The organism is Pseudomonas sp. 05N433, from assembly GCF_056396925.1.
In genome coordinates this window covers 91,578-114,174 of sequence record NZ_JBFTML010000032.1, presented here as the reverse complement: position 1 = coordinate 114,174, position 22,597 = coordinate 91,578, and the positions used below count along the sequence as shown (strand labels likewise).

The 22,597-nt window shown below is 58.9% G+C and carries 22 protein-coding genes; 16 read left to right on the top strand and 6 right to left on the bottom strand.

The features are described 5' to 3' along the window. The first annotated feature begins 97 nt into the window (after positions 1-97). The 5 genes from AC1DIS_RS18075 (at position 98) to AC1DIS_RS18055 (ending at position 5,331) form a co-directional block, all read left to right on the top strand. A complete protein-coding gene (locus AC1DIS_RS18075; protein WP_477750610.1) occupies positions 98-784 on the top strand; it encodes a transposase in 687 nt (228 codons plus the stop codon). Continuing rightward, entirely contained in the window at positions 757-1,167 is a 411-nt protein-coding gene (locus tag AC1DIS_RS18070) for a hypothetical protein (protein WP_477781001.1), read from the top strand. Before AC1DIS_RS18075 ends, AC1DIS_RS18070 begins: the two co-directional genes overlap by 28 nt. Positions 1,168-1,831: 664 nt before the next feature. Next, positions 1,832-2,827, top strand: coding sequence for an isocyanide synthase family protein (locus AC1DIS_RS18065; RefSeq protein ID WP_019648646.1), 996 nt, complete (start codon positions 1,832-1,834; stop codon positions 2,825-2,827). Then, positions 2,827-3,543 carry an HAD family hydrolase gene (locus AC1DIS_RS18060; RefSeq protein ID WP_477744656.1) on the top strand — a complete coding sequence of 239 codons (717 nt, stop codon included), beginning with the start codon at positions 2,827-2,829 and terminating at the stop codon, positions 3,541-3,543. The genes AC1DIS_RS18065 and AC1DIS_RS18060 overlap by 1 nt, the downstream gene beginning before the upstream one ends. A gap of 27 nt (positions 3,544-3,570) precedes the next feature. Then, positions 3,571-5,331, top strand: a complete 1,761-nt coding sequence (locus tag AC1DIS_RS18055; RefSeq protein WP_477744650.1) for an isocyanide synthase family protein — start codon at positions 3,571-3,573, stop codon at positions 5,329-5,331. A gap of 72 nt (positions 5,332-5,403) precedes the next feature. On the opposite strand, the gene AC1DIS_RS18050 is transcribed toward AC1DIS_RS18055, so the two are convergent. Next, positions 5,404-5,697 (bottom strand): fructose-bisphosphate aldolase, encoded by a 294-nt coding sequence (locus AC1DIS_RS18050; protein ID WP_086946169.1) that lies wholly within the window; start codon positions 5,695-5,697, stop codon positions 5,404-5,406. Between the two features lie 509 nt (positions 5,698-6,206). On the opposite strand from AC1DIS_RS18050, the gene AC1DIS_RS18045 reads away from it, so the two are divergent. Continuing rightward, positions 6,207-6,629, top strand: a complete 423-nt coding sequence (locus AC1DIS_RS18045; protein WP_477744649.1) for an HD domain-containing protein — start codon at positions 6,207-6,209, stop codon at positions 6,627-6,629. Positions 6,630-6,766: 137 nt separating this feature from the next. Here AC1DIS_RS18045 and AC1DIS_RS18040 read toward each other — a convergent pair whose 3' ends face one another. Beyond that, positions 6,767-8,182: a purine-cytosine permease family protein gene (locus tag AC1DIS_RS18040; RefSeq protein WP_477744648.1), complete on the bottom strand. Its 1,416-nt coding sequence runs from the start codon at positions 8,180-8,182 to the stop codon at positions 6,767-6,769. A 460-nt stretch (positions 8,183-8,642) separates the two neighbouring features. Between AC1DIS_RS18040 and AC1DIS_RS18035 the strand changes: the two genes are divergently transcribed. Continuing rightward, a complete protein-coding gene (locus tag AC1DIS_RS18035; protein ID WP_019648652.1) occupies positions 8,643-9,554 on the top strand; it encodes a LysR family transcriptional regulator in 912 nt (303 codons plus the stop codon). 15 nt (positions 9,555-9,569) lie between these two features. Here AC1DIS_RS18035 and argE read toward each other — a convergent pair whose 3' ends face one another. The 4 genes from argE to AC1DIS_RS18015 all read right to left on the bottom strand — a co-directional run bounded on the left by argE (position 9,570) and on the right by AC1DIS_RS18015 (position 13,303). Continuing rightward, a complete protein-coding gene (gene argE, locus AC1DIS_RS18030) occupies positions 9,570-10,721 on the bottom strand; it encodes an acetylornithine deacetylase (RefSeq protein WP_477744647.1) in 1,152 nt (383 codons plus the stop codon). After that, positions 10,718-11,395, bottom strand: coding sequence for a DUF1028 domain-containing protein (locus tag AC1DIS_RS18025; protein ID WP_258612282.1), 678 nt, complete (start codon positions 11,393-11,395; stop codon positions 10,718-10,720). The genes argE and AC1DIS_RS18025 overlap by 4 nt, the downstream gene beginning before the upstream one ends. A gap of 156 nt (positions 11,396-11,551) precedes the next feature. Continuing rightward, positions 11,552-11,968, bottom strand: a complete 417-nt coding sequence (locus AC1DIS_RS18020) for a RidA family protein (RefSeq protein WP_018930235.1) — start codon at positions 11,966-11,968, stop codon at positions 11,552-11,554. Between the two features lie 24 nt (positions 11,969-11,992). After that, positions 11,993-13,303, bottom strand: a complete 1,311-nt coding sequence (locus AC1DIS_RS18015; protein ID WP_477781000.1) for a flavin-containing monooxygenase — start codon at positions 13,301-13,303, stop codon at positions 11,993-11,995. Positions 13,304-13,585: 282 nt separating this feature from the next. Here AC1DIS_RS18015 and AC1DIS_RS18010 point away from each other — a divergent pair, with 282 nt between their 5' ends. From AC1DIS_RS18010 to AC1DIS_RS17970, 9 genes are all read left to right on the top strand, one after another. Further along, positions 13,586-14,497, top strand: coding sequence for a LysR family transcriptional regulator (locus AC1DIS_RS18010; protein WP_111453420.1), 912 nt, complete (start codon positions 13,586-13,588; stop codon positions 14,495-14,497). Between the two features lie 186 nt (positions 14,498-14,683). Next, positions 14,684-15,529, top strand: a complete 846-nt coding sequence (locus AC1DIS_RS18005) for a transporter substrate-binding domain-containing protein (protein ID WP_111453421.1) — start codon at positions 14,684-14,686, stop codon at positions 15,527-15,529. A gap of 53 nt (positions 15,530-15,582) precedes the next feature. After that, positions 15,583-16,404 carry an amino acid ABC transporter ATP-binding protein gene (locus tag AC1DIS_RS18000; RefSeq protein ID WP_111453422.1) on the top strand — a complete coding sequence of 274 codons (822 nt, stop codon included), beginning with the start codon at positions 15,583-15,585 and terminating at the stop codon, positions 16,402-16,404. Between the two features lie 11 nt (positions 16,405-16,415). Further along, the gene (locus AC1DIS_RS17995) at positions 16,416-17,087 is read left to right on the top strand and encodes an amino acid ABC transporter permease (RefSeq protein ID WP_111453423.1); all 672 of its coding nucleotides are present in this window, start codon (positions 16,416-16,418) and stop codon (positions 17,085-17,087) included. Positions 17,088-17,139: 52 nt separating this feature from the next. After that, positions 17,140-17,763 (top strand): amino acid ABC transporter permease, encoded by a 624-nt coding sequence (locus tag AC1DIS_RS17990; RefSeq protein ID WP_477744646.1) that lies wholly within the window; start codon positions 17,140-17,142, stop codon positions 17,761-17,763. Between the two features lie 23 nt (positions 17,764-17,786). Continuing rightward, positions 17,787-18,668: a dihydrodipicolinate synthase family protein gene (locus AC1DIS_RS17985; protein WP_477744645.1), complete on the top strand. Its 882-nt coding sequence runs from the start codon at positions 17,787-17,789 to the stop codon at positions 18,666-18,668. 76 nt (positions 18,669-18,744) lie between these two features. After that, entirely contained in the window at positions 18,745-20,022 is a 1,278-nt protein-coding gene (locus AC1DIS_RS17980; RefSeq protein ID WP_218281479.1) for an NAD(P)/FAD-dependent oxidoreductase, read from the top strand. An 8-nt stretch (positions 20,023-20,030) separates the two neighbouring features. Beyond that, entirely contained in the window at positions 20,031-21,512 is a 1,482-nt protein-coding gene (locus AC1DIS_RS17975; protein ID WP_111453427.1) for an aldehyde dehydrogenase family protein, read from the top strand. Between the two features lie 11 nt (positions 21,513-21,523). After that, the gene (locus AC1DIS_RS17970; protein WP_138867803.1) at positions 21,524-22,546 is read left to right on the top strand and encodes a proline racemase family protein; all 1,023 of its coding nucleotides are present in this window, start codon (positions 21,524-21,526) and stop codon (positions 22,544-22,546) included. The last annotated feature ends 51 nt before the right edge of the window (positions 22,547-22,597 follow it).

Below are 22,597 nucleotides of genomic sequence, written 5' to 3'. Positions count from 1 at the left end.
CTTTAGCGATCTGAAATAGTGTGAAATAGATAGGGAGATTGTTTTTCATAGAATTGACTAAGCTATTGGCATCATTAATTGTGAACGGATTCACCATATGCCACGCAGAGCACGTCTCTTGATGCCAGGTGTCCCCTTGCATCTGATTCAACGAGGAAATAATAGATCAGTTTGCTTTWTTTCAGAGGATGATTACCTTTTTTATTTAGAGCTGCTTGCTGAACAGGCCAACAAAAATTCGTGTGAAATTCACGCATGGTGTCTTATGACTAATCATGTCCATTTGTTGATTAGCCCTCATGAGCACAGCAGTACCAGTTTGCTTATGAAAGGAATAGGGCAACGATATGTGCAATACATAAATCGTACATATGGACGTAGTGGGACTTTATGGGAAGGACGCTTCCGTTCGTGCCTTGTTCAAAGTGATAGTTATGTATTGGCCTGTTATCGCTACATTGAGATGAATCCTGTCAGAGCCAAAATGGTGACGCATTCTGCGGAATATCGTTGGTCGAGTTATCGTGCTAACGCACAATCAGAGTTTTCGCATCTCATTACCCCGCATGCTCAGTACCTATCGCTTGGGGACACAGATGTATCGACTGCTGAAGTCTATCGCGAGCTTTTTAGAAGCGAGTTGGAGATAGGATTGGTTGACCAGATTCGGGCTGCCACCAATGGCAACTATGTACTTGGTGGTTCGCGATTTGCAGCCGAAATTGAAGCTATAATTGGGCGACGAGCTCGGCGGGGATGCCCGGGCAGACCGAAAAAGCACTAGATTTTTTAGATGGAAAACGTGGTCTGTCCCCGTTTATACCCGTTTATACTCTTGGGATTGATTTAATGAAAGATTTCGGACTGATGGGTATTAAGCTGGAGCCGACCCTGCTCTGGGGGGGCACGCCTCTATTTAGCTTGGATGATGCGATTAAACTGTTGGGGTTTTGCGAGCAAAATGACGCCGCAGTGCTCGGAATTGAAGRCTTTAAAATAGCAGGAGGCAAAAGAGTTCCTGATATGGACTGTATTGCTGACTTTTCCACTCTGGTTGCTGTAGCCGGGAGAGAATTTCCGACAGCATCCAGAGAAGCAGCTAAATTGTTTATTGAATCGATCGCAGATAGCGATGTGTTTTTGGAGTTTGTTCTAGTCAAAGCTTAATAAAGCAAGAGAGGGCGGATCTAATTGTTTGTTATGTCCCATCTTCAATAAATATTGCGACAAGAAAGTGGGCGGATTTATTTATTTGGTTGTGGTGCGCGCCCCAGAAAATAGATCTGTCCCGGGGAATAAACGGGGACAGACCACGTTTTTTGGGAGCAGGGCAGTGCTCTTTCGATTAAACGTGGTCTGTCCCTGATTTCCCTTGTTTATCGGCCCGCCGCTGAGGGTAACGGACAGGCAATATGTGCGTTTAGTGTGTATGAGGTGGTCCCGTCCGGGAAATCTAGTCGTCCATTGTCGAACGTACTCAATTTTGAGCCTCCCGCTGATTCTAACTGTGGCCGGCACTGACCAGATTGTCAGGCTAACGAGAAAAGGGGACGGTGTCCCATCCTGAACAAGGTTCACACCTTCCGATCTATTTTTCAGGAAGAGCGTAATGGAATCAGGACCAGACACACTTGTGTGGCCGCAGTATGGCCTTGCCAGCTTGGACGTTGCATGAGCCTGTGTGAGGGTTTTCGGTGATTTTGGTGCCGTAATATTCCGGATTGCCACGATTGACAGCCCTCACAACTTGTAGGAATTTAGCCGCCCGCAGGTAAGGGATATCTGCTGATGGCCAAAAGATGGCCGTTGTTCACCACACAAGGGATTGTCTATGCAAGGTTCAAACACCGTTGCTCAACAGGTGTGCGGTCAGCTGGTGCACGAGCATCAGAACACCCCACACATGAACATTGCCGAGCAAATCCTTGAATGCCTGTTTCGCCGTCGTAGCCTCGCCCCGGGGCAGGATCACGAACTGTCGTCGCAGGTGCTGGAACCCCATCTGACCAAGGTCATGCAGGCGGTCGAGAGCGGTCGCAAGATTGAAATGGTCTTGCCAGCCTTTCCCGGCAAATCGCCCAGCCGCAAGAAAACCCTGAGTCATCTGCCCGATCTTGCTGAACATCATGCTATCGATGAGTTAAACCGCCTGTGCACAGAGATCCAGGAGATCTATGCACCGGGGGCGCTGATTCATATCTGCTCCGATGGCTATGTGTTCTCTGACTTGGTGCATGTTCCCGATTCCGACGTCAAGGCCTACACCGACGCTATCCAGCACTACGCCGAGCAGCACTACCGCGGTACGTTTGCCCATTTCGATCTCCGGGATGCCTACCCTCAGCTGGATTGTCTGGACGCCATGCGTGAAGAGATGATGATCGAGCACGGTCAGTCATTGATCTTGTTGCAGCAGCGCTTCAAGGATGATCCGCACATGATGTTGATGTACTGCGGCATCCATCGCTTTCTTTCCGAGGATTACTCGGGACTGAAAGTATTCGCTGGCATGAGCCTCAACGCGGTGAAGAAGGTCGCCAAACCGGCCTCGCAGCGGGTGATCCAGCGCAGTGAAGCCTGGGGGGCGCTGTTGCAGGCGCGTTACCCGCATTGCCTGCGCTTGTCGATTCACCCGCAGTTGGCGGTCTCGACGAAGATCGGTATCCGGTTGGTGCCAACCAGTGACCTGTGGCGTACGCCCTGGCATTCGGTGGCCATCAAGCGACGGGGTGTGGTCACGCTCGAAAAACGCAGCAATGTCGATGAGCGCTATCACCGCCTGGTGTTCCGCAAGGGGCGTCCTTGTCACTACGCCAGTGCTCAATGATGGCGTCTCGGTTGCGGGTCGAAGCCGTACTCTTCGATTTGGACGGGACTCTGGTCGACACCTTGCCCGACATCACCTGGTGCTTGAACCAAGTGCTGCTCGAACATGGTTGCCCGGCGCTGACCTCGGAAACAGTGCGGGGGTATATCGGCGGCGGCACCACGGCGATGAGCGAGCGGGTCGCCGCGCAGTTTGGCATAGTCGATGCGGTCGCCTTGCACCAGCGCTATGTGGCGCTCTATCAGCACAACCTGGTTCAATTTTCCCGTCCATTCAGCGGTGTCTTGGAATTGCTCGAAGGCTGCCGACAGTTACAGCTACCGCTGGCTATCGTGACCAACAAGGCCGAGGAAATGGCGTTGCAGGTTTCCAGAACGTTGCTGCCGCAGAATGCTTTCGGGCCAATTCTGGGGCATCGCGCAGGCAGGTCGCTCAAACCGCAACCGGAGGTGGCATGGGAAGCCGCCCGGCGGTTGTCGGTTGATCCGCAACGCTGCTTGTTCGTCGGTGACACGGAGATCGATCTGCAAACGGCCCGTGCTGCAGGCATGTATTCGGCGGCAGTCACTTGGGGCTATGGCCTGACACCAGACTTGCAGGCCCAGGCCCCGAACTTGTGCTGTGAACACCCGGCCGAATTGCTGCGCGTTTTGCAGCGAGCCTGCGGGGCTGCGCATGCGTTCACCGAGCATGGCGACACCGTCAAATCCTATTGATACACACACCCTCAAGGAAGTTGTTCTATGGAACATAGAGACGTCTGGATCGCTGCCGTCAGCGATTTGCTGGCCGGTTATCTGCTCAAAGGCACGGATGATTGTTTCGACACACAAGGCAGGGCACACCTGGCGCTTCGATTGGGGCACTGCTTCGATCAGGGCCTGCCGGTGCGTCTGGTTTTGCCAGGCTTTCCCTGCAAGTCGCCAAACGCCAGCGACCAGACCTTCGGCGTGCTGCCGGACTACGGCGAGGTCATGGCCATCGAGCGCCTCGACCAACTCGGCCAAGCCATCGCCGCGTTGCACGCACCGGGCTGCGTGGTGTCGATCCTCAGCGACGGCACGACCTTCAATGACATCGTCGGCGTGGCCGACGACGTTCGCGCCGCTTACAACCGGGCGTTGCGTGAACTGTGCACCACCCACACGATTGAGTGGGTCAGCATGGAAGACCTGTTTCCCCAGGCCCAAAGTGCCGAGTCGGTTCGCGCCAGCCTGATCAAGCAGGCCCGTCTACCGTGGAAAAACCTTGGTGACCTGATCGAGCAGAGCCGCGACGATGAGTCCCTCAGCCGGGCGCATGACAACCTCTGCAGTCACCTCTACAACGACCTGCGTCTGTGCCGCGAAGAAGGGCAGAGCGAGGACGAGTACCTGCAACAAATCAACTTCAAAGCCTACCAAATGATGTATCGCGGGCACGCATTGAACGCGGCGGTGGACCGTTTCTTTGGCGATGACATTCGCCTGTCGGTCCATCAATACAACAATGCCGGCCCCAAATTCACCTTCGGCCTGGCCGAAGGGCTGACCCGCGCGGACAGCCCTTGGCATGCCGTGCCGGTGTGCAACCTGGATGGCGGCCAAACCCTTCGCGCCCGCGCCCAGGTCGACCTCGACCACCATGTGCTGGTCACCTATGAGGGGCGGCCATGGCTCTACCATCAAGCAGAAAACCCGCAGGCCCAAGGCTTCGAGTACGAACTGCAAAAACTTCCGCTGTTTGGCCTGGTGGTGCGAGACCCGTTGGGGCTGGGTTTTGAACGACTGTCCACCGGCCTGCTGGAAGCCCTGGTGGAAACCTTCGGTTTCGTCTGCCTCAAGGGCTGCCGCTTCGACGACCAGGATAGCTTTGCTCGCAGCTGCGAACGTTTCGGCACGCTCTACGAGTGGGCCTTCGGTGCCGTCCACGTGGTCAAGCCTGCGGACAAACCCCAAGGCGTGGTGCACTCGCTGGAAAAAACTCCGTTGCACTGGGACCTGAACATGCTGCCCGACAGCGACGCACAAGTTCAACGCAACCCGAAATTCTGCGCCAGCAAATTCATGCTGTACTGCAAGACCGCGCCGCAGCCGGGCGAGGGCCAGACCACCATCGTCGACAGCCGCAACGTACTGCGCAAAGTCGGGCAGCAAGTCGCCCGACAATGGCAGGGCGTGAACATCACCTACTACACCAAAATGACCTACTTCGGCGGCTCGCCGCGCATGTACAGCCTGGTGGACCACCACCCCCGCAGCGGCGAGCTCATCCTGCGCTACCAAGAGGGCACCGACTCGACATTGCAGACCTTGAGCCAGTCGGTTCAGGACCATGACGAGCAGGCTCAGCAGGCGTTGCTGGAACAGGTCAATGCGCTGGTTTATGACCCGGAGTGTCTGATTGCTCATCAATGGAGTGAGGGGGATTTGGTGCTGATCGATAACTATCGGACGCTGCACGGGCGGCTGCCGATGTCGGCGGGTTCTTCGTCGCGGGAGTTGTGGCGGGTGCAGGTTTACTGATTGTTGTTGTCAGAGTCGGAGCAGGAAGCAGAAAAACCGCAGTAATGCGGTTTTTCTACGACTGAAATTAAGTCACTGACCCTTGGGCGTATCAAACCCACGCTGCTCAATCACCCGAAACACATCGCTCACATCCTGGACCATGATCCGCGCGATGTTGGTGACGGTGTTGATGTCGTGTTCGGCATAGTCGGGGAGGCTGGTGCAGGCCATGAGGTTGAGGTATTTGAGGACGGCGTTGAGGCGTTCGCTGAGGCAGCTGTGGAGTTCGCGTATCGGGGCGTCGGCGTCGATGAGGAGGACGGGGTGGTCGGTGGCGAAGTGGGACATTGGGGAGTAGTGGCGGAGCGGTTTGTTCATAGTCATAAGGTTGAACTCTTCAAAGGAAAATGAAGTGCCACCTTTCTGCTGCGAAACAAATGGGTGGCAGCTATGTGCGGGTTCGCAGACCGGAGAAGAGACAAAACCGGCAGACCCGAGGGTCTCCCACACACAGCCGCCATAAAACGTAACGGCGGCAAATTTTGCCACAGTTGTCATTTAACGGTGTGTGTCATCTTCTGCAGGGCTGCGAAACCCTATCGCTGAATTCGCTCAGCGACAGACCCACTCTAGGCAGTGATTTTGGTAGCCGCAACCGGGCTGTAGGACCACACGCGGTCACTGTGGCGAGGGGGCTTGCCCCCGTTCGGTGGCGCAGCCGCCGCAAAACCGGGCGTTGCGGTGTGTCTGAGGAAACGGGCTAGCAGGGTTTGGGGCTGCTTCGCAGCCCAACGGGGGCAAGCCCCCTCGCCACAAAGGGCAAATTCCTACATATTTTGCAGACTTCAAAATCCTGGCCGCGCCGTTACGGCATTTAACCCAAGGAGAATCCCATGAGTCAGACACTGGAACGCGCCATTGCCATCGCCGCCGCGGCGCATGAAGGGCAGGTGGACAAGGGCGGGGCGCCTTACATCCTGCATCCGCTGAAAGTCATGCTGCGGGTGAACACGCTGGAAGAGCGCATCGTCGCGGTGCTGCATGACGTGGTCGAGGACTGCGGCGTCAGCCTTGACGATCTGCGCAAGGAAGGCTTCAGCGAAGCGGTGCTGACGGCGATTGCGTCGGTGACCAAGGTGCCGGGCGAGTCCTACGAGGCGTTCGTCGAGCGCGCGGCGCAGAATCCGGTCGGGCGGGTGGTGAAGCTGGCGGATCTGGAAGAGAACAGCGACTTGTCGCGGATTGCGCAGCCGTCCTGGGACGATCTGGAGCGCGTGGAGAAGTATCGGCGGGCGATGGGGGTGTTGCGTTCGTAGCGAGTGCTGGCAACGCGTTGCAAGCGTAGCGGACGTCAGGATCAAAAAATCGCAGCCTTCGGCAGCTCCAGAGGAATGGCTTGCCGGCGACGGCGTATTTGAGGATGTCTTCGCCGGCAAGCCTGGCTCCTACAGGGTTACAGACTGTTGGCCAGTTTTCCGGTAGACAGCCGACGCTTGTAAGCCGTGTCACGATTCGCCAACCACCAGTACAACGGCGAAGTCACCAACAACCCCACCACCCAGGACAAATCCGCCCCATTGATGTGCGCCGAGATCGGCCCGACATACAGCGGTGTGTTCATGAACGGAATCTGCACCGCAATCCCTATCGCATACGCCAACAACGCCTGCGGGTTGTATCGGCCATAGATCCCGCCATCGACCTGGAAGATCGAATCAATGTCGTAATGACCTTTATGAATGGCATAGAAGTCGATCAGGTTGATCGCGGTCCAGGGCACCAGCACCACGAGCAACACCAACACCATGTCGACGAAGTGGCCGATGAAGTCGGCGGAGGCGCCGACGGCGGCGAAGCAGCAGCCGGCGAGGACGATGACCGAGAGGACGGCGCGGCTCTTGGCGGTGGGGATCCAGCGGTAGGCGAAGGTTTGTACCAGGGTGATCAGCGACAGCACGGCGCCGTAGAGGTTGAGGGCGTTGTGGCTGATGACGCTGAGCAGGAACAGCACGAGCATCAATGGGCCGATGGAGCCGGTGGCGAGTTTGACCGCGTCCATGGTGTCCATGCCGACGGGCGTGGCGAGTACCGCGACGGCGCCGAAGATGAACGACAGGCTGGAGCCGAGTGCCGAGCCGAGGTAGGTGGTCCAGAACGTGGCGGCGACGGGCACGTCTTCCGGCAGGTAGCGCGAGTAGTCGGACACGTAGGGGGCAAAGGCGATTTGCCAGAGCGCGGCCAACGATACGGTGGCCAGCCAACCGGAGATGTTGAAGCTGCCGCGGGTGAGGAAGTCGGCGGTCTGTACGTGGGTGAGGATGTAGCCGAAGCCCAGCACGATGCCGATGCCCAGCACCCAGGTGCCGATGCGGTTGAGCACGTGGATGAAGCGATAGCCGATGATGCCGATGATGCCCGACCCGAGCGCGCCGATGACGATGCCCACTGGCACCGGCACGCTGTCGACCACGCCGTGCAGGGACTTGCCGGCGAGGACGATGTTGGAGGCGAAGAAGCCGATGTACATGATGCCGGCGATCAGCACCACCAGCAGGGCGCCGAGGGAGCCGAACTGGGCGCGGCTCTGGATCATTTGTGGAATGCCCATCTGCGGGCCTTGCGCCGAGTGCAGGGCCATCAGCACACCGCCGACCAGGTGGCCGACCAGAATGGCGACGATGCCCCACACCAGGTTCAGTTGGAACAGCTGCACGCCGAGGGCGCCGGTGACGATGGGCAGCGGCGCGATGTTGCCGCCGAACCAGAGGGTGAACAGGTCTCTTACCTTTCCGTGGCGATCTTCCGGGGGGACGTATCCAATCGTGTGTTTTTCGATGAGCGGAGCGGAGGGTGTTGCTGCGGTGGACATGGTGAACTCCAAGGCAAGGATGAGTACGTGGACGTACTTCGGTGAGCGCCGCGCGAGCGACGCTTTTCTTGTTGGAGCGATGATGTGCAATGCGTCGGGATAGATAAATTAGTATGTTTGTTGCTTCAAACCTTAAAAAATATATGCCCGGGGTTTTGGTGTGTCGGGTATGTTCAGGCTTGATCCTGAGCGTCCTTGGATACTCCGTAATGCCTGGTTTTGTTACCTGTGGCGAGGGGGCTTCCCCCCGCTCGGCTGCGAAGCAGTCGTAAAACCGCTGCATGCGGTGCACCTGATACACCATGGTTGCAGGTTTTGGAGCCGCTTCGCGACCCAACGGGGGCAAGCCCCCTCGCCACAGAGTTGTGCGTCGACTGATCCCGCAGGCTTCGCCAGCTCTTACAGTAATTGTGTTCCGCGGAAGTTTTTTGATTTTGATGTGTTGTGTCTGGAGGTCCCCATGGCCGCTTACAACCTGCGACAGCTCAAGTATTTCGTCACCACCGCCGACTGCGGCAGCGTGGCGGAGGCTTCGCGCAAGCTTTATATCGCGCAGCCGTCGGTGTCGACGGCGATCAAGCACCTTGAAGAAAGTTTTGGCGTGCAGCTGTTTATCCGGCATCACGCCCAGGGTGTTTCGCTGACGCCGAGCGGGTCGCGGTTTTATCGCAAGGCGCTGGAGCTGCTGCGGGTCGCGCATGAGTTTGAGCAGAACGCGCTGGCTGACAACGACGTGGTCGCGGGGCAGATCGATATTGGCTGTTTTGAAACGGTGGCGCCGCTGTACCTGCCGCGTTTGATCGCTGGTTTCAAGGAGCGTTGGCCAGGTGTGGAGATCCGCATTCGCGATGGCGAACAGCAGGAACTGGTGCAGGCACTGACCGCCGGCAGCATCGACCTGGCGATGCTGTTCGAACACGATCTGGACAGCACGATTGAGACAGTGCCGCTGATGCCGCCGCAGCAGCCCTACGCCTTGCTGCCGGCGGATCACCGCTTCGCGCAACAGGCGAAAGTGTCGCTGAATGACCTGGTGCTGGAGCCGATGATATTGCTGGACGTGGTGCCGAGCCGGACCTACTTCGTGAGCATTTTTGAAGAGCGCGGGCTGACGCCGCACATTGTGTTCAGCTCACCTTCGATTGAGATGGTGCGGGGGATGGTCGGGCGCGGTTTTGGCTTTTCGATTCTGGTCACCAAACCGTTTTCCGAATACACCTATGACGGGCAGAAAGTCGTGTGCATACCGCTGGCCGAGACCGTGACCGGTTCGGGTCTGTCGGCGGCATGGTTGAGAAGGTCGCAGCTGACCAAACCGGTGCAGCTGTTCGTGGATTACTGCCAGGAAGAACTGGCCCGACTGTATACCTGAGCGTCGGGCCAACCATCAGCGGCTGATTGATAACAGCATCCGTTGCAGCATTTCATCGCAGCCGTTCAATTGTTCGAGGCTGACAAATTCGTCCGGCTTATGACCCTGATCCATGCTGCCCGGACCGCACACCACTGTCGCAATTCCCGCCGCGTCAAACAGACCGCCCTCGGTGCCAAACGCCACCGTACCGAACTCCCCAGAACCGGAAAATGCCGTGATCAGCTCAGCGGCTTCGCTGTGCGCATCGGTCGCCAAACCGGGATAGGCCGACAATTCACTGAAGCGGATTTCACTCTGATCACTCACGGCGCGCATGCGCGGTAGCACTTGTTGCTCGGCGTAGGTCTGCAATTCCTGCGCAACGAGGCCAGGGTCTTGTGAGGGCAGGGCGCGGATTTCAAAGTCAAAGCGGCAATCGGCGGGGACGATGTTCAAGGCTTTTCCGCCGGAGATGACGCCGGTTTGCACGGTGCTGAACGGCGGATCGAAACGGGTGTCGTGATGCTCCGGTGCCTTGAGCCTGTGGCCAATCCGCCCCAGTTCGCCGATCAGTTCGGCGGCGTATTCAATCGCATTGACCCCGAGCGGCGCGTACGCCGAATGGCAGGCTTCGCCATGAATGTCGCAGCGCATCGCCAGCTTGCCCTTGTGGCCCAGCACCGGTTTGAGTTCGGTGGGTTCGCCAATGATGCAGAGCATCGGTTTGACCGGGCGCTGTTCGAGGGCTTTCAAAAGCGAACGAACGCCGAGACAGCCGACTTCCTCATCGTAGGACAGCGCGATGTGCACCGGCAGTCGCAACGAGGCCTTCACCAGTGACGGCACCAGGGCGAGTACACAGGCGATGTAGCCTTTCATGTCCGCGGTGCCGCGACCGTACAGGTTGCCGTCGCGTTCGGTGAGCTGGAATGGCGCGACGGTCCACGGCTGGCCGTCGACGGGCACCACATCGGTGTGCCCCGACAACACGATGCCCGGCTGATCCGCCGGGCCAATGGTGGCGAACAGATTGGCCTTGCTGCGCTCGTCGTTGTAGATCAATTCGCAAGGCACCTCGAAGCGGGCGAGGTAGTCGCGGACGAACTCGATCAGCTGCAGATTTGATTCGCGGCTGGTGGTGTCGAACGCCACCAAGGCTTCAAGCAAATCGCGGCTGTTGCTCATCGGTCGTCTCCGGCAACACCGTAGCCAGGGGATTTGTCGGGGGCGAGGGCGCGGTCGATGTAGTCCTTGACCTGTGGGCGATAGGCGTCCCACAACTGCTGCAATTTGCCTATCGGATCTTCATCAGCCCAATCGACCCGCAGGTTGATGATCGGCCAGGTCAGTTCGCCGACCACTACAACGGCAGCCGAATGCACCGGCCCGGCTTCACCGCCTGCGACCACCGCCGCTTTCATCGCGGTGAGCAAGCGATCGGTCAGTTGGCCCTCGCCATGTTCGTACGCCTCGACCATGGCCTGGATCACGGCTCGGTCCGCGAGCATGTTGCCGGCGGCCACGCATTGCTCGCCCGACACGGCGTTGTGGTTGCCCAGGGTTTCTGAGCCGCTGAAATGCGCGGTGCGACCGAGGTGGTCAATCGCCGTGATTTGTCGGTATTGGCTGTAGCCGTTGCGGGTCAATGCCTTGTCCAGAGCCTCGGCAGGTGCGAGGCCTTGTTCCATGAGGGCGAGGGTTTCCGGGCCGAGGGATGGCAGGGTGATATTTTGTGTGGAGACCGCGCCGACACCGGGCAATAGCCAGGGGCAGCGGGCGCCGACGGCGATGCTTGAGGAACTGATTGCAATGCCGAACTGACCGGTTTCGGGGCAACGGGCGGCGATGGAGAAGGTCATGGTTTTGCTCCTTGGTTGGCCTTGGCAAAGTTGTTGTCTGTGCGGGCGTCTTCGCGAGCAAGCTTCGCTCCTACAGATGATCAGGGTCGTTCATGAAACAGCGATCTACTGTAGGAGCGAAGCTTGCTCGCGAAAGCCGCGACTCGGTCTACCTGCTTACTCAGGAATCACCGCAATCACATCAATCTCCATCAGCCACTGCGGCTGCCCCAGTGCCGACACCACCAACCCGGTGGAAATCGGAAACACCCCTTTGAGCCACTTGCCCACTTCCCGATAAACCGGCTCGCGGTAACGCGGGTCGATCAGGTAAGTGGTGGTTTTGACAATGTGGCTGAGGTCGCTGCCAGCTTCCTCCAGCAACTGTTTGACGTTGCGCATGGCTTGCTCGGTTTGCGCACGCGGGTCGCCGAGGCCCACCAGGTTGCCTTCGAAATCGGTGCCGACCTGGCCGCGAACATAAACGGTGTTGCCGGCCCGCACGGCCTGGCACAGGTCATTATCCAGGCTCTGGTTCGGGTAGGTTTCCTTGGTGTTGAACATGCGAATACGGGTATGGGTTGGCGTGGACATCTGAGGCTCCTGAAGAACTATTCGTTAAGCGCTGACGGTGGTTTTATGCGCGACGGGGGCGGTTTCAGCTTCGCGTTGCAGGGCATCGCGGTAGTCGTGGTATGAGCGCTGAATGGYGATCTGATCAGCCACGTACTTGGCGTCGTGCCAAACACCCCAGATGAACGAAGAGCCGCGACGCGATTGCCATGGCAGGCCGAGGAAATACACCCCAGGCTCGCTCGACACTCCGCGCTGATGCTGCGGCTTGCCGTTGTCGTCGAACGCGTTGACCTTCAGCCAGCTGTAATCCGTGGCAAACCCGGTGGCCCAGATGATCGACGTCACGCCAGCCTTGGCCAGGTCGAGTTCAAGAATCGGGTTAGTGACGCAATCCGGATCCGGGAAGGTATGCCGCGCCTCAGGTTCTTCCGGCAGGTCCAGGCCATTGCGCTCGACGTAGGCGTCGGCGGCATTGAGCAGCGCCAGATAGTTCTCATCGCCGCGTGCCAGGTTGTCGGCAAGGTTGGGCTGGAACGTCGCCACGCTGCCATTGAACGATTGGGTCAGACCCACCAGCGTCATTCCGCGATGGGCCAGCCCACGGAAGTCCACCGTACGGCCACCATGCGCGCCGCTCACCGCGATGGTCACGTGTTCCCGGCCGGGTTTCATCGCTGCCTGATCCCACTCGCCGAGCACGCCCAGCCACCAGCAGAAATCACGGTTGCGATAGGCGCGAGGAGGGCGATCGTGCGCACCCACCGAGAGGTAAACCTGCTTGCCGGCACTCTGTAATTCATCGGCGATCTGCACCCCGGACGAGCCGGCGCCCACCACCAGCACAGCGCCCTCTGGCAGTTGCTGCGGGTTGCGGTATTCGGCGGAGTGGATCTGGGTGAATGGCTGATCTTTCGGCGCGATCGGCGGAATAACCGGGCGCTGGAAAGGTCCGGTGGCGGCCACTACGCGGTTGGCCTCGATCACGCCTTCGGAGGTTTCAATGGTGAAGCCCGGACGACCGACATTGCGCTCGACTTTCTTCACGTCCACGCCGGTGCGGATGGGGGCGTTGAACTTCTTCGCGTAGGCTTCGAAATAATCCGCCACCCGTTCTTTCGGGGCAAAGCTGTCGGGGCTGAGATCGTCGAACTCAAGGCCCGGAAACCGATCGTGCCAGGCCGGGCCGTTGGCCACCAGCGAATCCCAACGACCGCTGCGCCAGCGCTCGGCGATGCGGCTGCGCTCCAGTACGAGGTGAGGCACGCCGAGTTTGCTCAGGTGTTCACTCATGGCCACGCCAGCCTGACCGGCGCCCACAATCAGCGTATCTATTTTTGTTTTTTCAGTGGTCATCTCTATACCCATCGAAGTTGGAATCAGGTCGGTTGTGGCCTGCCATTTCTTGGGTCAAGACTAGGGATCACCCCTGGATCGGTAAAATATTATAAAGCTGGCATTTGAATACAAATTACCGATGTAGCGCCTGCAAGTGTTTATGCCTTTGAGCTGCCACGACGCACTCCCGTAGCAGCTGCTACAAGAGCAATCGATGACCGGATTTAACAGAGCATGCCCTGAGCCAATGGGTGATATAAATCTGAATCGTTAAATGTTTACGTTCAGGAAAATTCACCTATGAGTCAGAAAATCCCCCTCAGCCAGGTCAGTGACTTTGACCTCAGATTGTTACGACTCTTCAAAACCGTGGTGCAGTGCGGGAGTTTCTCGGCGGCGGAAACCTCGCTCGGGATCAGCCGCTCTGCAATCAGCGTGCATATGGCCGATCTGGAAAAACGTCTGGGAGTCCGCTTGTGCCAGCGTGGACGTGCCGGCTTCGCGTTGACGGATGAGGGACGTGAGGTGCTTCGTTCCAGCGAGGCGGTGCTGGTGGCCATCGAGGGGTTTCGAACCGAGGTGAACCAGTTGCACAGCCAACTGCGGGGGGACTTGAATATCGGGATCATCAATAATTTGGTCACCCAGCCGAAGATGCGCATCACCCGGGCCTTGAAATCACTGCGCAGCCAAGGCGAGGGGGTGACGGTGAATTTGAGCATGAGCACGCCGGCCGAGATCGAACGCGGGGTATTGGACGGTCGTCTGCATGTCGGGGTAGTCCCTTTGATTACGCCGCTTTCAGGCCTTGAGTACAACCTGCTTTATGAAGAGCGGTCGTACTTGTATTGCAGCCATGAGCATCCGTTGTTCGCCTGCGCCGACACGGTGTCCACCGATGATTTGCGCCATGTGGATGCCGTGGTGCCGAGTTTTCGCATGACCGCCGAAGCCATCGGTTTGCACCACTTGCTCGATTGCGCCGCCACTGCCACCGACCGTGAAGGCATCGCTTTTTTGATCCTCACCGGGAGTTACATCGGCTTCCTCCCCGACCATTATGCGGCCGCGTGGGTGGAGAAGGGCATGATGAAAGCCATCGCGCCGCAACGGTTCCATTTCGATGCGCCCCTGGCCATTGTGACCGCCAAAAGCCGCCGCCAAAGCCTGATCCTCGATCACTTCCTGCAAGCCGTACAGCAAACCGCCTGACGGTTTCGACACTTCGAGCGGTCGTCCGACCGCTCAGTCACTTTCCTGAAAAAATCCGGGCAAGTCTGTTGACAGCTCAATTCGTTCAAAACTAATCTGCATACAGCGCTGCACACATTATGGCGCACATTGCTACACGCTTGTACCTTTCTGCCCAAGAACAACTACATAACGGTGAGGTTCAAAATGGCTCGGTTATTCTCTCGCTCCGCCCGCAACATGCTCCTCTGTGCCATCGCCATCGGTGCGCTATTGAGCCAGGCTCCAGCGCAGGCCGCTGATCCGTCACTTTGGCAAGGCGTGCAAAARGCCGGCGTGCTGCGTTGCGGCGCTGCGGTGGCGGCGCCCTATGTGATGCGTGATGCCCGTTCCGGTCAGTACAGCGGCTACTTCGTGGATTTGTGTCGGGACTTCGGCGAGAAGGTGCTGAAGGTCAAGGTGGAGTTCGTTGACACCAACTGGGACAACCTGGTTGCGGGTCTGCAAGGTGGCAAATGGGATCTGGCGATGGCATTGAACCAGACCCCGGAACGGGCCATGGCCGTCAGCTTCTCGGTCCCGGCGACCGACTACCAGATCTCGTTGCTCACCCATAAAGACAATCCAAAACTGGCCACGGCGGGCAATGCCATCGCCGACTACGACAAGCCGGGCGTGTCGTTTGCAGTGATGTCCGGCACGGCCGCCGACAAGGCGATCAGTGCGGTGGTGAAGAATGGCTCGGTCATGCGTTTACCCGGGATGGACGAGACTCGACTGGCGGTGATGTCCCGCCGCGCCGACGTGCTGGTCGATGCCAGTGACACCAACCATTTGTTCGCCGTCGCCAACCCGGACTGGACCAAGGAAATAATGCCGGCCCCGGCCTTGGCCAAGCAGGGCGTCGCGTTCGGACTGAACCGTGACGCGTCGCAGTCAGACCTGCAAGTGCTGAACATCTACCTCACCCAGCGTCGCGAGACAGGCGAAATCGCCGCCCTGGTCGACAAGGCTTCCATCCTCGCGAACGCCGACGAAAAAACATCCAAGTAATTTCGCTGATTCCCGAGAGCGGCCGGTAACCGCCGCTCTCCTGGAGACCCCCTATGACAGCTCCTTTACTGGTGGCCGCCCAGCCACAGGCATCGTTCGTCCCCGATTCGGCTGGCGGCGACTTCATCCAGCTGCGCGATGTTTACAAATCCTATGGCGAAGGGTTGGTGGTCATGGACCATTTGAGCCTGGATATGCGTGCCGACGATCGGCTGGTAATCATCGGTCCCAGCGGCAGCGGCAAGAGTTCGTTGCTGCGGGTCATGATGGGGCTGGAAAGCATCCAGGGCGGGACGATCAACTTCCAGGGCCAGCCTTACATCGATGGCAACGCGAGAAACCAGGGCAAACCACTGGATGTGCGCTTGCAAACCCAGGTCGGCATGGTGTTCCAGCACTACACGCTGTTCCCGCATCTGTCGGTCTTGAGCAACCTGATTCTGGCGCCCATGAAAGTTCACGGGCTGTCCAAGGCCCAGGCTACCGAGAAAGCACGGATTTTCCTGGCGCGATTGGGTCTGGAAAGCAAGCTCAATGCGTATCCAAGCCAGCTCTCCGGCGGGCAAAAGCAGCGTGTCGCTATTGCCCGCGCCTTGATGCTTGAACCGAAGCTGATGCTGTTTGACGAGGTGACTTCGGCGCTCGACCCGGAAATGGTCACCGAAGTGCAGAACGTGATGATGCAATTGGCCGAGGAGAAGATGGCCATGATCATCGTCACCCACGACATGCATTTCGCCAAAAACATCGCCTCGCGGGTGGTGTTCTGCGCCAACGGAAAGGTTGTCGAACAGGGGCCTCCCGCGCAGATCTTCACTCAGCCGAAGGAGCCGCGCACCCGCGAATTCCTCGAAAAAGTCCTGCACCTGGGCTGAGGGGTACGACCATGAATTATCAATTTGATTTCCATTTTCTGACTGGAAACTTCGGTGCCCTGTGGGAGGGCCTCAAGGTCACCCTGCAGCTGGCGCTGGTGTCGAATGTGGAGGGGCTGATACTCGGTTTCGGCTTGTGCCTGCTGACCCTGAGCCGCTGGTTTTTCATCCGCTGGCCCGCCCAGTTGTTCATCGAGTTCTTCCGCTGCACGCCGGCGTTGTTGCAGATCGTCTGGTTCTTCTACTGCTTGCCGATGCTGTTCAACGTGTTCATCGACCCGATCACCATGGGCGTTTTGGCCCTGGGGCTGAACCTCACTGCGTTCAACGCCGAAGCCTATCGGGCCGGGGTGCAGGCAGTGCCACGCGAACATCTGGATGCCTGTGTTGCGCTGGGCCTGCGCCCGTGGCAGCGCACGCTGTACGTGATTCTGCCGCAAGCCGTGCGCACCGCGCTGCCAGTACTGATGACCAACGGCATTTCGATTCTCCAGCAAAGCGCGTTGGTGGCCATCGTGGCGGTCGCAGACCTGATGTACGTCGGCAAAAGCATTGCCACCGAAGCGTATCGCCCACTCGAAACTTACTCGCTGATCGCCCTGATCTACTTCGCCCTCTCGCTGCCCATCGCGCAGCTGGTGCAGTGGCTCGAGCGGCGCCAGGACACTGCGCTCGCGCGCTGAGGAGAAGAAGATGCAGCTGGATTTCTGGGTGGTCCTTTCCTACTGACAGGTGTTGGCCAAAGGCCTGGCGCTGACGCTGGCGTTCACCGTCAGTTGCGCGGTGCTGGGCAGCGTCTGCGGGTTTCTGTTGAGTCTGTTGCGGCTCTCGAAAAGCCCGTTGATCCGAATCCCTACCGGCCTGTACGTCGAGCTGTTCCGCGGCACGCCGTTGCTGATTCAACTGTTCTGGATCTTTTTCTGCCTGCCCGTCGTATTCGGCATCTCGGTGCCGCCTTACGTCTCGGTGGTGCTGGCGTTGACGCTGTACATGACTGCCATCACCAGCGAGACCTTTCGTGGCGCGCTCAAGTCGATTCCGAGCGAGCAACACGATGCCTGTACCGCCCTGGGCGTGGCGTCGTGGAACAAAGTGTTCTACGTGATTTTCCCCCAGGCATTGTTGCGTGCCGTCCCGCCGCTGCTGTCCAACGTGGTCAGCCTGTTCAAGGAAAGCGCACTCATTTCGTCGGTGGGGATCGCCGACCTCATGTTCGTCGGCCAGAACATTTCCAACAGCACCGCGCGCCCGGTCGAGTTCCTGTCGGCGGTGGCGGTGATTTATTTCCTGGTGGCGTTCCCCCTGACCCGACTGGTTGGCGTGATCGAAACCCGGATGCTCAGACGCTACGCGTACTAACTCAACCCACTGGAGACATTCCCATGCAGCAACTCAAAGGCATCCTGCCGGCCCTGGTGACCCCCATCGATCAATCCGGTGCCATTGATTACGACGTCCTGACATCGATTATCGAATATCAACTCAAGCAGGGCGTAAGCGGGTTCGTGCCGCTGGGCTCAACGGGCGAATACTACGCGCTGACCAACGACGAACGTCGTCAGGTCATGGCGACCGTGCGCGAGGTGGTCGGCGATCGCGGCATGCTGATCGCCGGTGCCAACGGCTCATGTACCCGTGAGGTGATCGAGCAGGTCAAACAGGCCCGTGACATTGGTTATCGCAACCTGCTGATTGCGCCGCCGTACTACGCCATTCCAACCCAGGAAGAGCTGATCGGTCACTACGAAGCGATTCTCGATGCCGTGCCGGACGTGAACATCGTGCTCTACAACTACCCGATCCGCACTAATGTTGAAGTGGGTTATAGCGTGCTGGATGCGCTCAAGGATCATGAACGGGTAATCGGCATCAAGGAAAGTGCGGGCAACCTGCTGCGCGCCGTCGAGATCGGTGAAAACTACAAGGGCAAGATTCAGTTGTCCTGCGGTTCCGATGACCAGGCGCTGGACTTTTTCCTGTGGGGCGCTACCAGCTGGATCTGTGCGCCGGCGAATTTCCTGTCGCCGCACATCGTTTCGTTCTACAACAAGTACACCTCGGGTGACTTGGCCGGTGCGCAACAAATCGTGCGTTCGTTGTTCCCGTTGATGGCCAATCTGGAAAGCGGCAAGTTCATTCAGAAGGTCAAATACGGTTGCGAACTGGCTGGCTTTGAAGTGGGTGTGGCGCGCATGCCGTTGTTGCCGCTGACGGCTGAGGAAAAAACCGAATTCCGCAAGGAGTTCGAGAAGCTGCAAGGCTGATACGTTTCCCGCATCGGCCTCCACGTGGGACGGTGCGGGCTCAGCTTCCTAGAGAGAGACGGTGTATATGATCCCTATGCAATCACCCATCCAGCAGCAAGCCGAGCGCCAGACCGCGGTGGTCATCGGCGCGGGTATCGTCGGCGTCTGCTGCGCCCTGTATCTGCAGCGCGAGGGCTATCGCGTCACGATGATCGACCCCCAGGCGCCGGGCGACAGCACGGCCAAGTGGAGCTGCGGGCAAATGGCGGTGAGTGAAGTCATCCCGTTGTCCAAGCCGGGAATACTGAAAAAGATTCCGGCCTGGTTGCTGGATCAGAAAGGGCCACTGGCGTTGCGACCCAGCGCCTTGCCGGGAATCCTGCCGTGGTTTTTGCGGTTTGTGGCATGTGCGCGGCATTCCAGGATCGTCGAGATTTCCAATGAAATGGCGACGCTCACGCATCATGTCTACGAAGACTATGCGCCGCTGCTGAATGCCTGTGCCGACAAGACCTTGATGGGCGAACGTCCGATCATCGAGGTGTTCGACACGGCTGAAGGGCTTGAGCAGGAAGAGCCACACATGGACCTGCGCAGGTCGCTGGGTTTCAAGTCGCAGGTTCTGGATCGGGGTGCCATTGCCGATCTTGAACCCGCATTGGCCGGCAAATTCAGCCACGGTTTGCTGTTTCCCGATTGGCGTGCGGTCAGTGATACCAAAGGATTTATTGCGGCTCTGACGCAAAGCTTCATCGATCAAGGCGGCGCCCGGGTGCGTGCTGAAGTGAAGAGCATTGATGAAGTCGCCGACCGTGCCAGCGGCGTGACCCTTACAAGCGGTGCGCGTTACGCTGCCGATCATGTGGTGATCGCAGCCGGAATCGGCTCACGACAATTCTTCGGGCAAATCGGCGGCAGCGTGCCTCTGGCGGGCATTGCCGGTTATCAAGTGCTGCTTCCTCATTCCGGTGTCGAGGTGCGTCATTCGGTGATTTATGCCGATGGCGGTTTTTGCTTCGCACCGATGACCCGAGGCTTGCAAATAGGCGGAACGATCGAGTTCGCCGGCCCCAATGCGGAACCCAACTACAAACGCGCGGACATCATTCTGGAGAAGGCCCGCAGGATCCTTCCTCAGTTGAACATCGACGGCCTTGAATATGGCGTCGGTTATCGCCCGTTTCTGCCGGACACCAAGCCGATCATCGATGGTTGCGATCGGCTCAAAAACGTATTCCTTGCGTTCGGTCACGGGCAACTGGGGCTGACCCTCGGGGCAACGACCGGGCGACTGATTGCCGATATGGTCGCCGGACGCAAACCTGCCCAGGACCTGAGCCCATTCAGTGCCAAACGTTTTGCTTTCAATTGAGGCCCTTCATGAATTTCTACGACCTGCTTTACATCGACGGCCAATGGGTCAGCCCCGTCAAAGGCGGCAGCTTCGAGACCATCGACCCGAGCAATGAGTGTGTAATCACCCGCGTAGCCGCTGCGACCGCGCCGGACATCGACCGGGCGGTAAACGCCGCACGCCGTGCGTTTGATGAGGGCCCGTGGCCGCAGATGAGCGGGGCTGAGCGTGCCATTGTGCTGCGCCGGATCGCCGCCGGAATCCGCGAGCGTCAGCAAGCCCTGGCCGAGCTTGAGGTGCGGGACAACGGCAAGCCTTTGCCCGAAGCGCTGTGGGACATCGGCGACACGGCCGGTTGTTTCGAATTCTATGCCGATCTGGCCGAAGACCTCGACGGACATCGGGAGCAAGCGATTTTCCTCGCGGATGAACGCTTCAGCTCAATCGCCCGTAAAGAGCCCATGGGGGTCGCGGGCGCGATCATTCCCTGGAACTTTCCGATGCTGATGGCGGCCTGGAAAGTCGCTCCGGCGTTGGCGGCGGGTTGCTGCATGGTGTTGAAGCCCTCCGAACTCACGCCGCTGACCGCATTGGAACTGGCCGACATTGCCCATCAAGCCGGGTTGCCCGCCGGTGTGTTGAACGTCGTGACCGGCCTGGGCAACGAGGCCGGCGCACCGTTGAGTGAGCATCCGGGCATCGACAAGCTGGCCTTCACCGGCAGTGTGCCGACCGGGACGAAGATCATGCAGTCGGCGGCTCGCGACATCAAAAACATCAGCCTGGAATTGGGCGGCAAGTCACCGTTCATCATTTTCAATGACAGCGACATCGACGCGGCCGTCGAATGGATCATGTTCGGGATTTTCTGGAACCAGGGCGAAGTGTGCTCCGCGACGTCCCGCGTGCTGGTCCAGCGGGATCTGTACGAGCCGTTGCTCAAGCGCCTGGTCGAACAGAGCCGAAGCTTGAGCATCGGCAATGGTTTGAAAGAGGGGGTGTTGCTCGGGCCGCTGGTGAGCCGTGGCCAATACGACAAAGTGCTGCAAGCCATCGCCAAAGGCCAGGAGGAGGGTGCAACCTTGTTGTACGGCGGCACGCGTCCGGCCGACTGCGAAAAAGGCTACTTCCTGACGCCGGCGATTTTTGCCGATGTGCCCGAAGAGAGCTGGATCTGGAAAGAAGAAATCTTCGGCCCGGTAGTGTGCGTGCGTCCATTCGACGATGAGGCCGAGGCGCTGCGTAGCGCCAACGATTCACGCTTCGGCCTCGCGGCGGCGGTGATGTCTGCGGATATGCAACGGGCGGAGCGGGTCGCGCGCCGACTGCAGGCTGGTATTGTCTGGATCAACTGTTCGCAACCCACCTTCACCGAAGCACCCTGGGGTGGCTACAAACAAAGCGGGATCGGCCGTGAGCTGGGTGAGTGGGGCTTGAACAATTACCTGGAAACCAAGCAGATCACCCGTTATGACAGCCAGCAGCCTTGGGGCTGGTACATCAAATAGAGGAGGCCGAGATGCGCTGGAAGAAAACCCTGCAAATGGCCGACGTGCACTGCGAAGGCGAGATCGGCAAAGTCATTACCGGTGGTGTGCTCGACATCCCCGGCAAGACCATGCTCGACAAGATGAACTACATCAACGAAGTGGACGACAGCCTGCGTCGGCTGGTGGTGCTGGAGCCTCGCGGCTGCCTGCAAATGTCCGTCAACCTGCTGTTGCCATCCACCCGGCCGGAGGCGCAGGCCGGGTTCATCGTATTACAGGCAGACAAGGCTCACCCGATGTCCGGCAGCAATTGCATTTGCGTGGTCACCGCGTTGCTGGAACTGGGCATTTTGCCGATGCAGGAGCCGTCCACCACCGTGGTGCTCGACACGCCGGCCGGTCTGGTCACGGCGCGTGCCCAGTGTGCGGATGGGCGTTGTCTCAGCGTTTCGCTGGATATGGTGCCCTCGTTCGTCGAGCATTTGGGCGTGGTCATTGAAACCGCCGAGTATGGCCCGATCAAGGCTGACATCGCCTTTGGCGGGGTCTATTACGCGCTGGTGGATGTCGATCAGATCGGCTTGAGCATCGCTCCGGAAAACGCCCGTACGCTGGCCAGCGAAGGGGTGCGTTTGCGGCGGTTGATCAACGAGCAGGTGGTGGTCCGCCATCCGTTGATCAAAGAGCTGAATGAAGTCGCGTATGTGATGTTCCGCCATCGCCTCGACGACAAAGCCTGGCAAACCTGCACCACGTTGCCGCCCGGCCGGGTGGACCGCTCGCCGTGCGGAACTGGCAGCTCGGCGAACCTGGCGACCCTGAGCGCGCGCGGTCTGGTGCAGCCAGGCGACCAGCTCACTTCGCGCTCCACCATTGGCGGTGAATTCAAGGTCGAGTTGCTGGGCCTGACCGAGGTGGGGGATCGGCCTGCGGTGTTGCCGAGAATCACCGGGCGGGCCTGGGTGTATGGTCTGCATCAGATTGGTGTAGACCCGGACGACCCGCTCCGCGAAGGGTTCATGTTGAGCGACACCTGGGGCGAAGGTTTCTAACCGAGCCTTGGCTGATGCTAAAGTTGCGGGCCGGACAGACGTCCGGCCTGT

Coding starts and splice junctions, on each gene's coding strand:
- AC1DIS_RS18045 (WP_477744649.1), top strand. CDS start 6,207: ATGAGTCAGACACTGGAACGCGCCATTGCCATCGCCGCCGCGGCGCAT.
- AC1DIS_RS17995 (WP_111453423.1), top strand. CDS start 16,416: ATGAATTATCAATTTGATTTCCATTTTCTGACTGGAAACTTCGGTGCC.
- AC1DIS_RS18040 (WP_477744648.1), bottom strand. CDS start 8,182: ATGTCCACCGCAGCAACACCCTCCGCTCCGCTCATCGAAAAACACACG.
- AC1DIS_RS17980 (WP_218281479.1), top strand. CDS start 18,745: ATGCAATCACCCATCCAGCAGCAAGCCGAGCGCCAGACCGCGGTGGTC.
- AC1DIS_RS17985 (WP_477744645.1), top strand. CDS start 17,787: ATGCAGCAACTCAAAGGCATCCTGCCGGCCCTGGTGACCCCCATCGAT.
- AC1DIS_RS17970 (WP_138867803.1), top strand. CDS start 21,524: ATGCGCTGGAAGAAAACCCTGCAAATGGCCGACGTGCACTGCGAAGGC.
- AC1DIS_RS18020 (WP_018930235.1), bottom strand. CDS start 11,968: ATGTCCACGCCAACCCATACCCGTATTCGCATGTTCAACACCAAGGAA.
- argE (WP_477744647.1), bottom strand. CDS start 10,721: ATGAGCAACAGCCGCGATTTGCTTGAAGCCTTGGTGGCGTTCGACACC.
- AC1DIS_RS18060 (WP_477744656.1), top strand. CDS start 2,827: ATGGCGTCTCGGTTGCGGGTCGAAGCCGTACTCTTCGATTTGGACGGG.
- AC1DIS_RS18050 (WP_086946169.1), bottom strand. CDS start 5,697: ATGACTATGAACAAACCGCTCCGCCACTACTCCCCAATGTCCCACTTC.
- AC1DIS_RS18025 (WP_258612282.1), bottom strand. CDS start 11,395: ATGACCTTCTCCATCGCCGCCCGTTGCCCCGAAACCGGTCAGTTCGGC.
- AC1DIS_RS18055 (WP_477744650.1), top strand. CDS start 3,571: ATGGAACATAGAGACGTCTGGATCGCTGCCGTCAGCGATTTGCTGGCC.
- AC1DIS_RS18000 (WP_111453422.1), top strand. CDS start 15,583: ATGACAGCTCCTTTACTGGTGGCCGCCCAGCCACAGGCATCGTTCGTC.
- AC1DIS_RS18035 (WP_019648652.1), top strand. CDS start 8,643: ATGGCCGCTTACAACCTGCGACAGCTCAAGTATTTCGTCACCACCGCC.
- AC1DIS_RS17975 (WP_111453427.1), top strand. CDS start 20,031: ATGAATTTCTACGACCTGCTTTACATCGACGGCCAATGGGTCAGCCCC.
- AC1DIS_RS18010 (WP_111453420.1), top strand. CDS start 13,586: ATGAGTCAGAAAATCCCCCTCAGCCAGGTCAGTGACTTTGACCTCAGA.
- AC1DIS_RS18065 (WP_019648646.1), top strand. CDS start 1,832: ATGCAAGGTTCAAACACCGTTGCTCAACAGGTGTGCGGTCAGCTGGTG.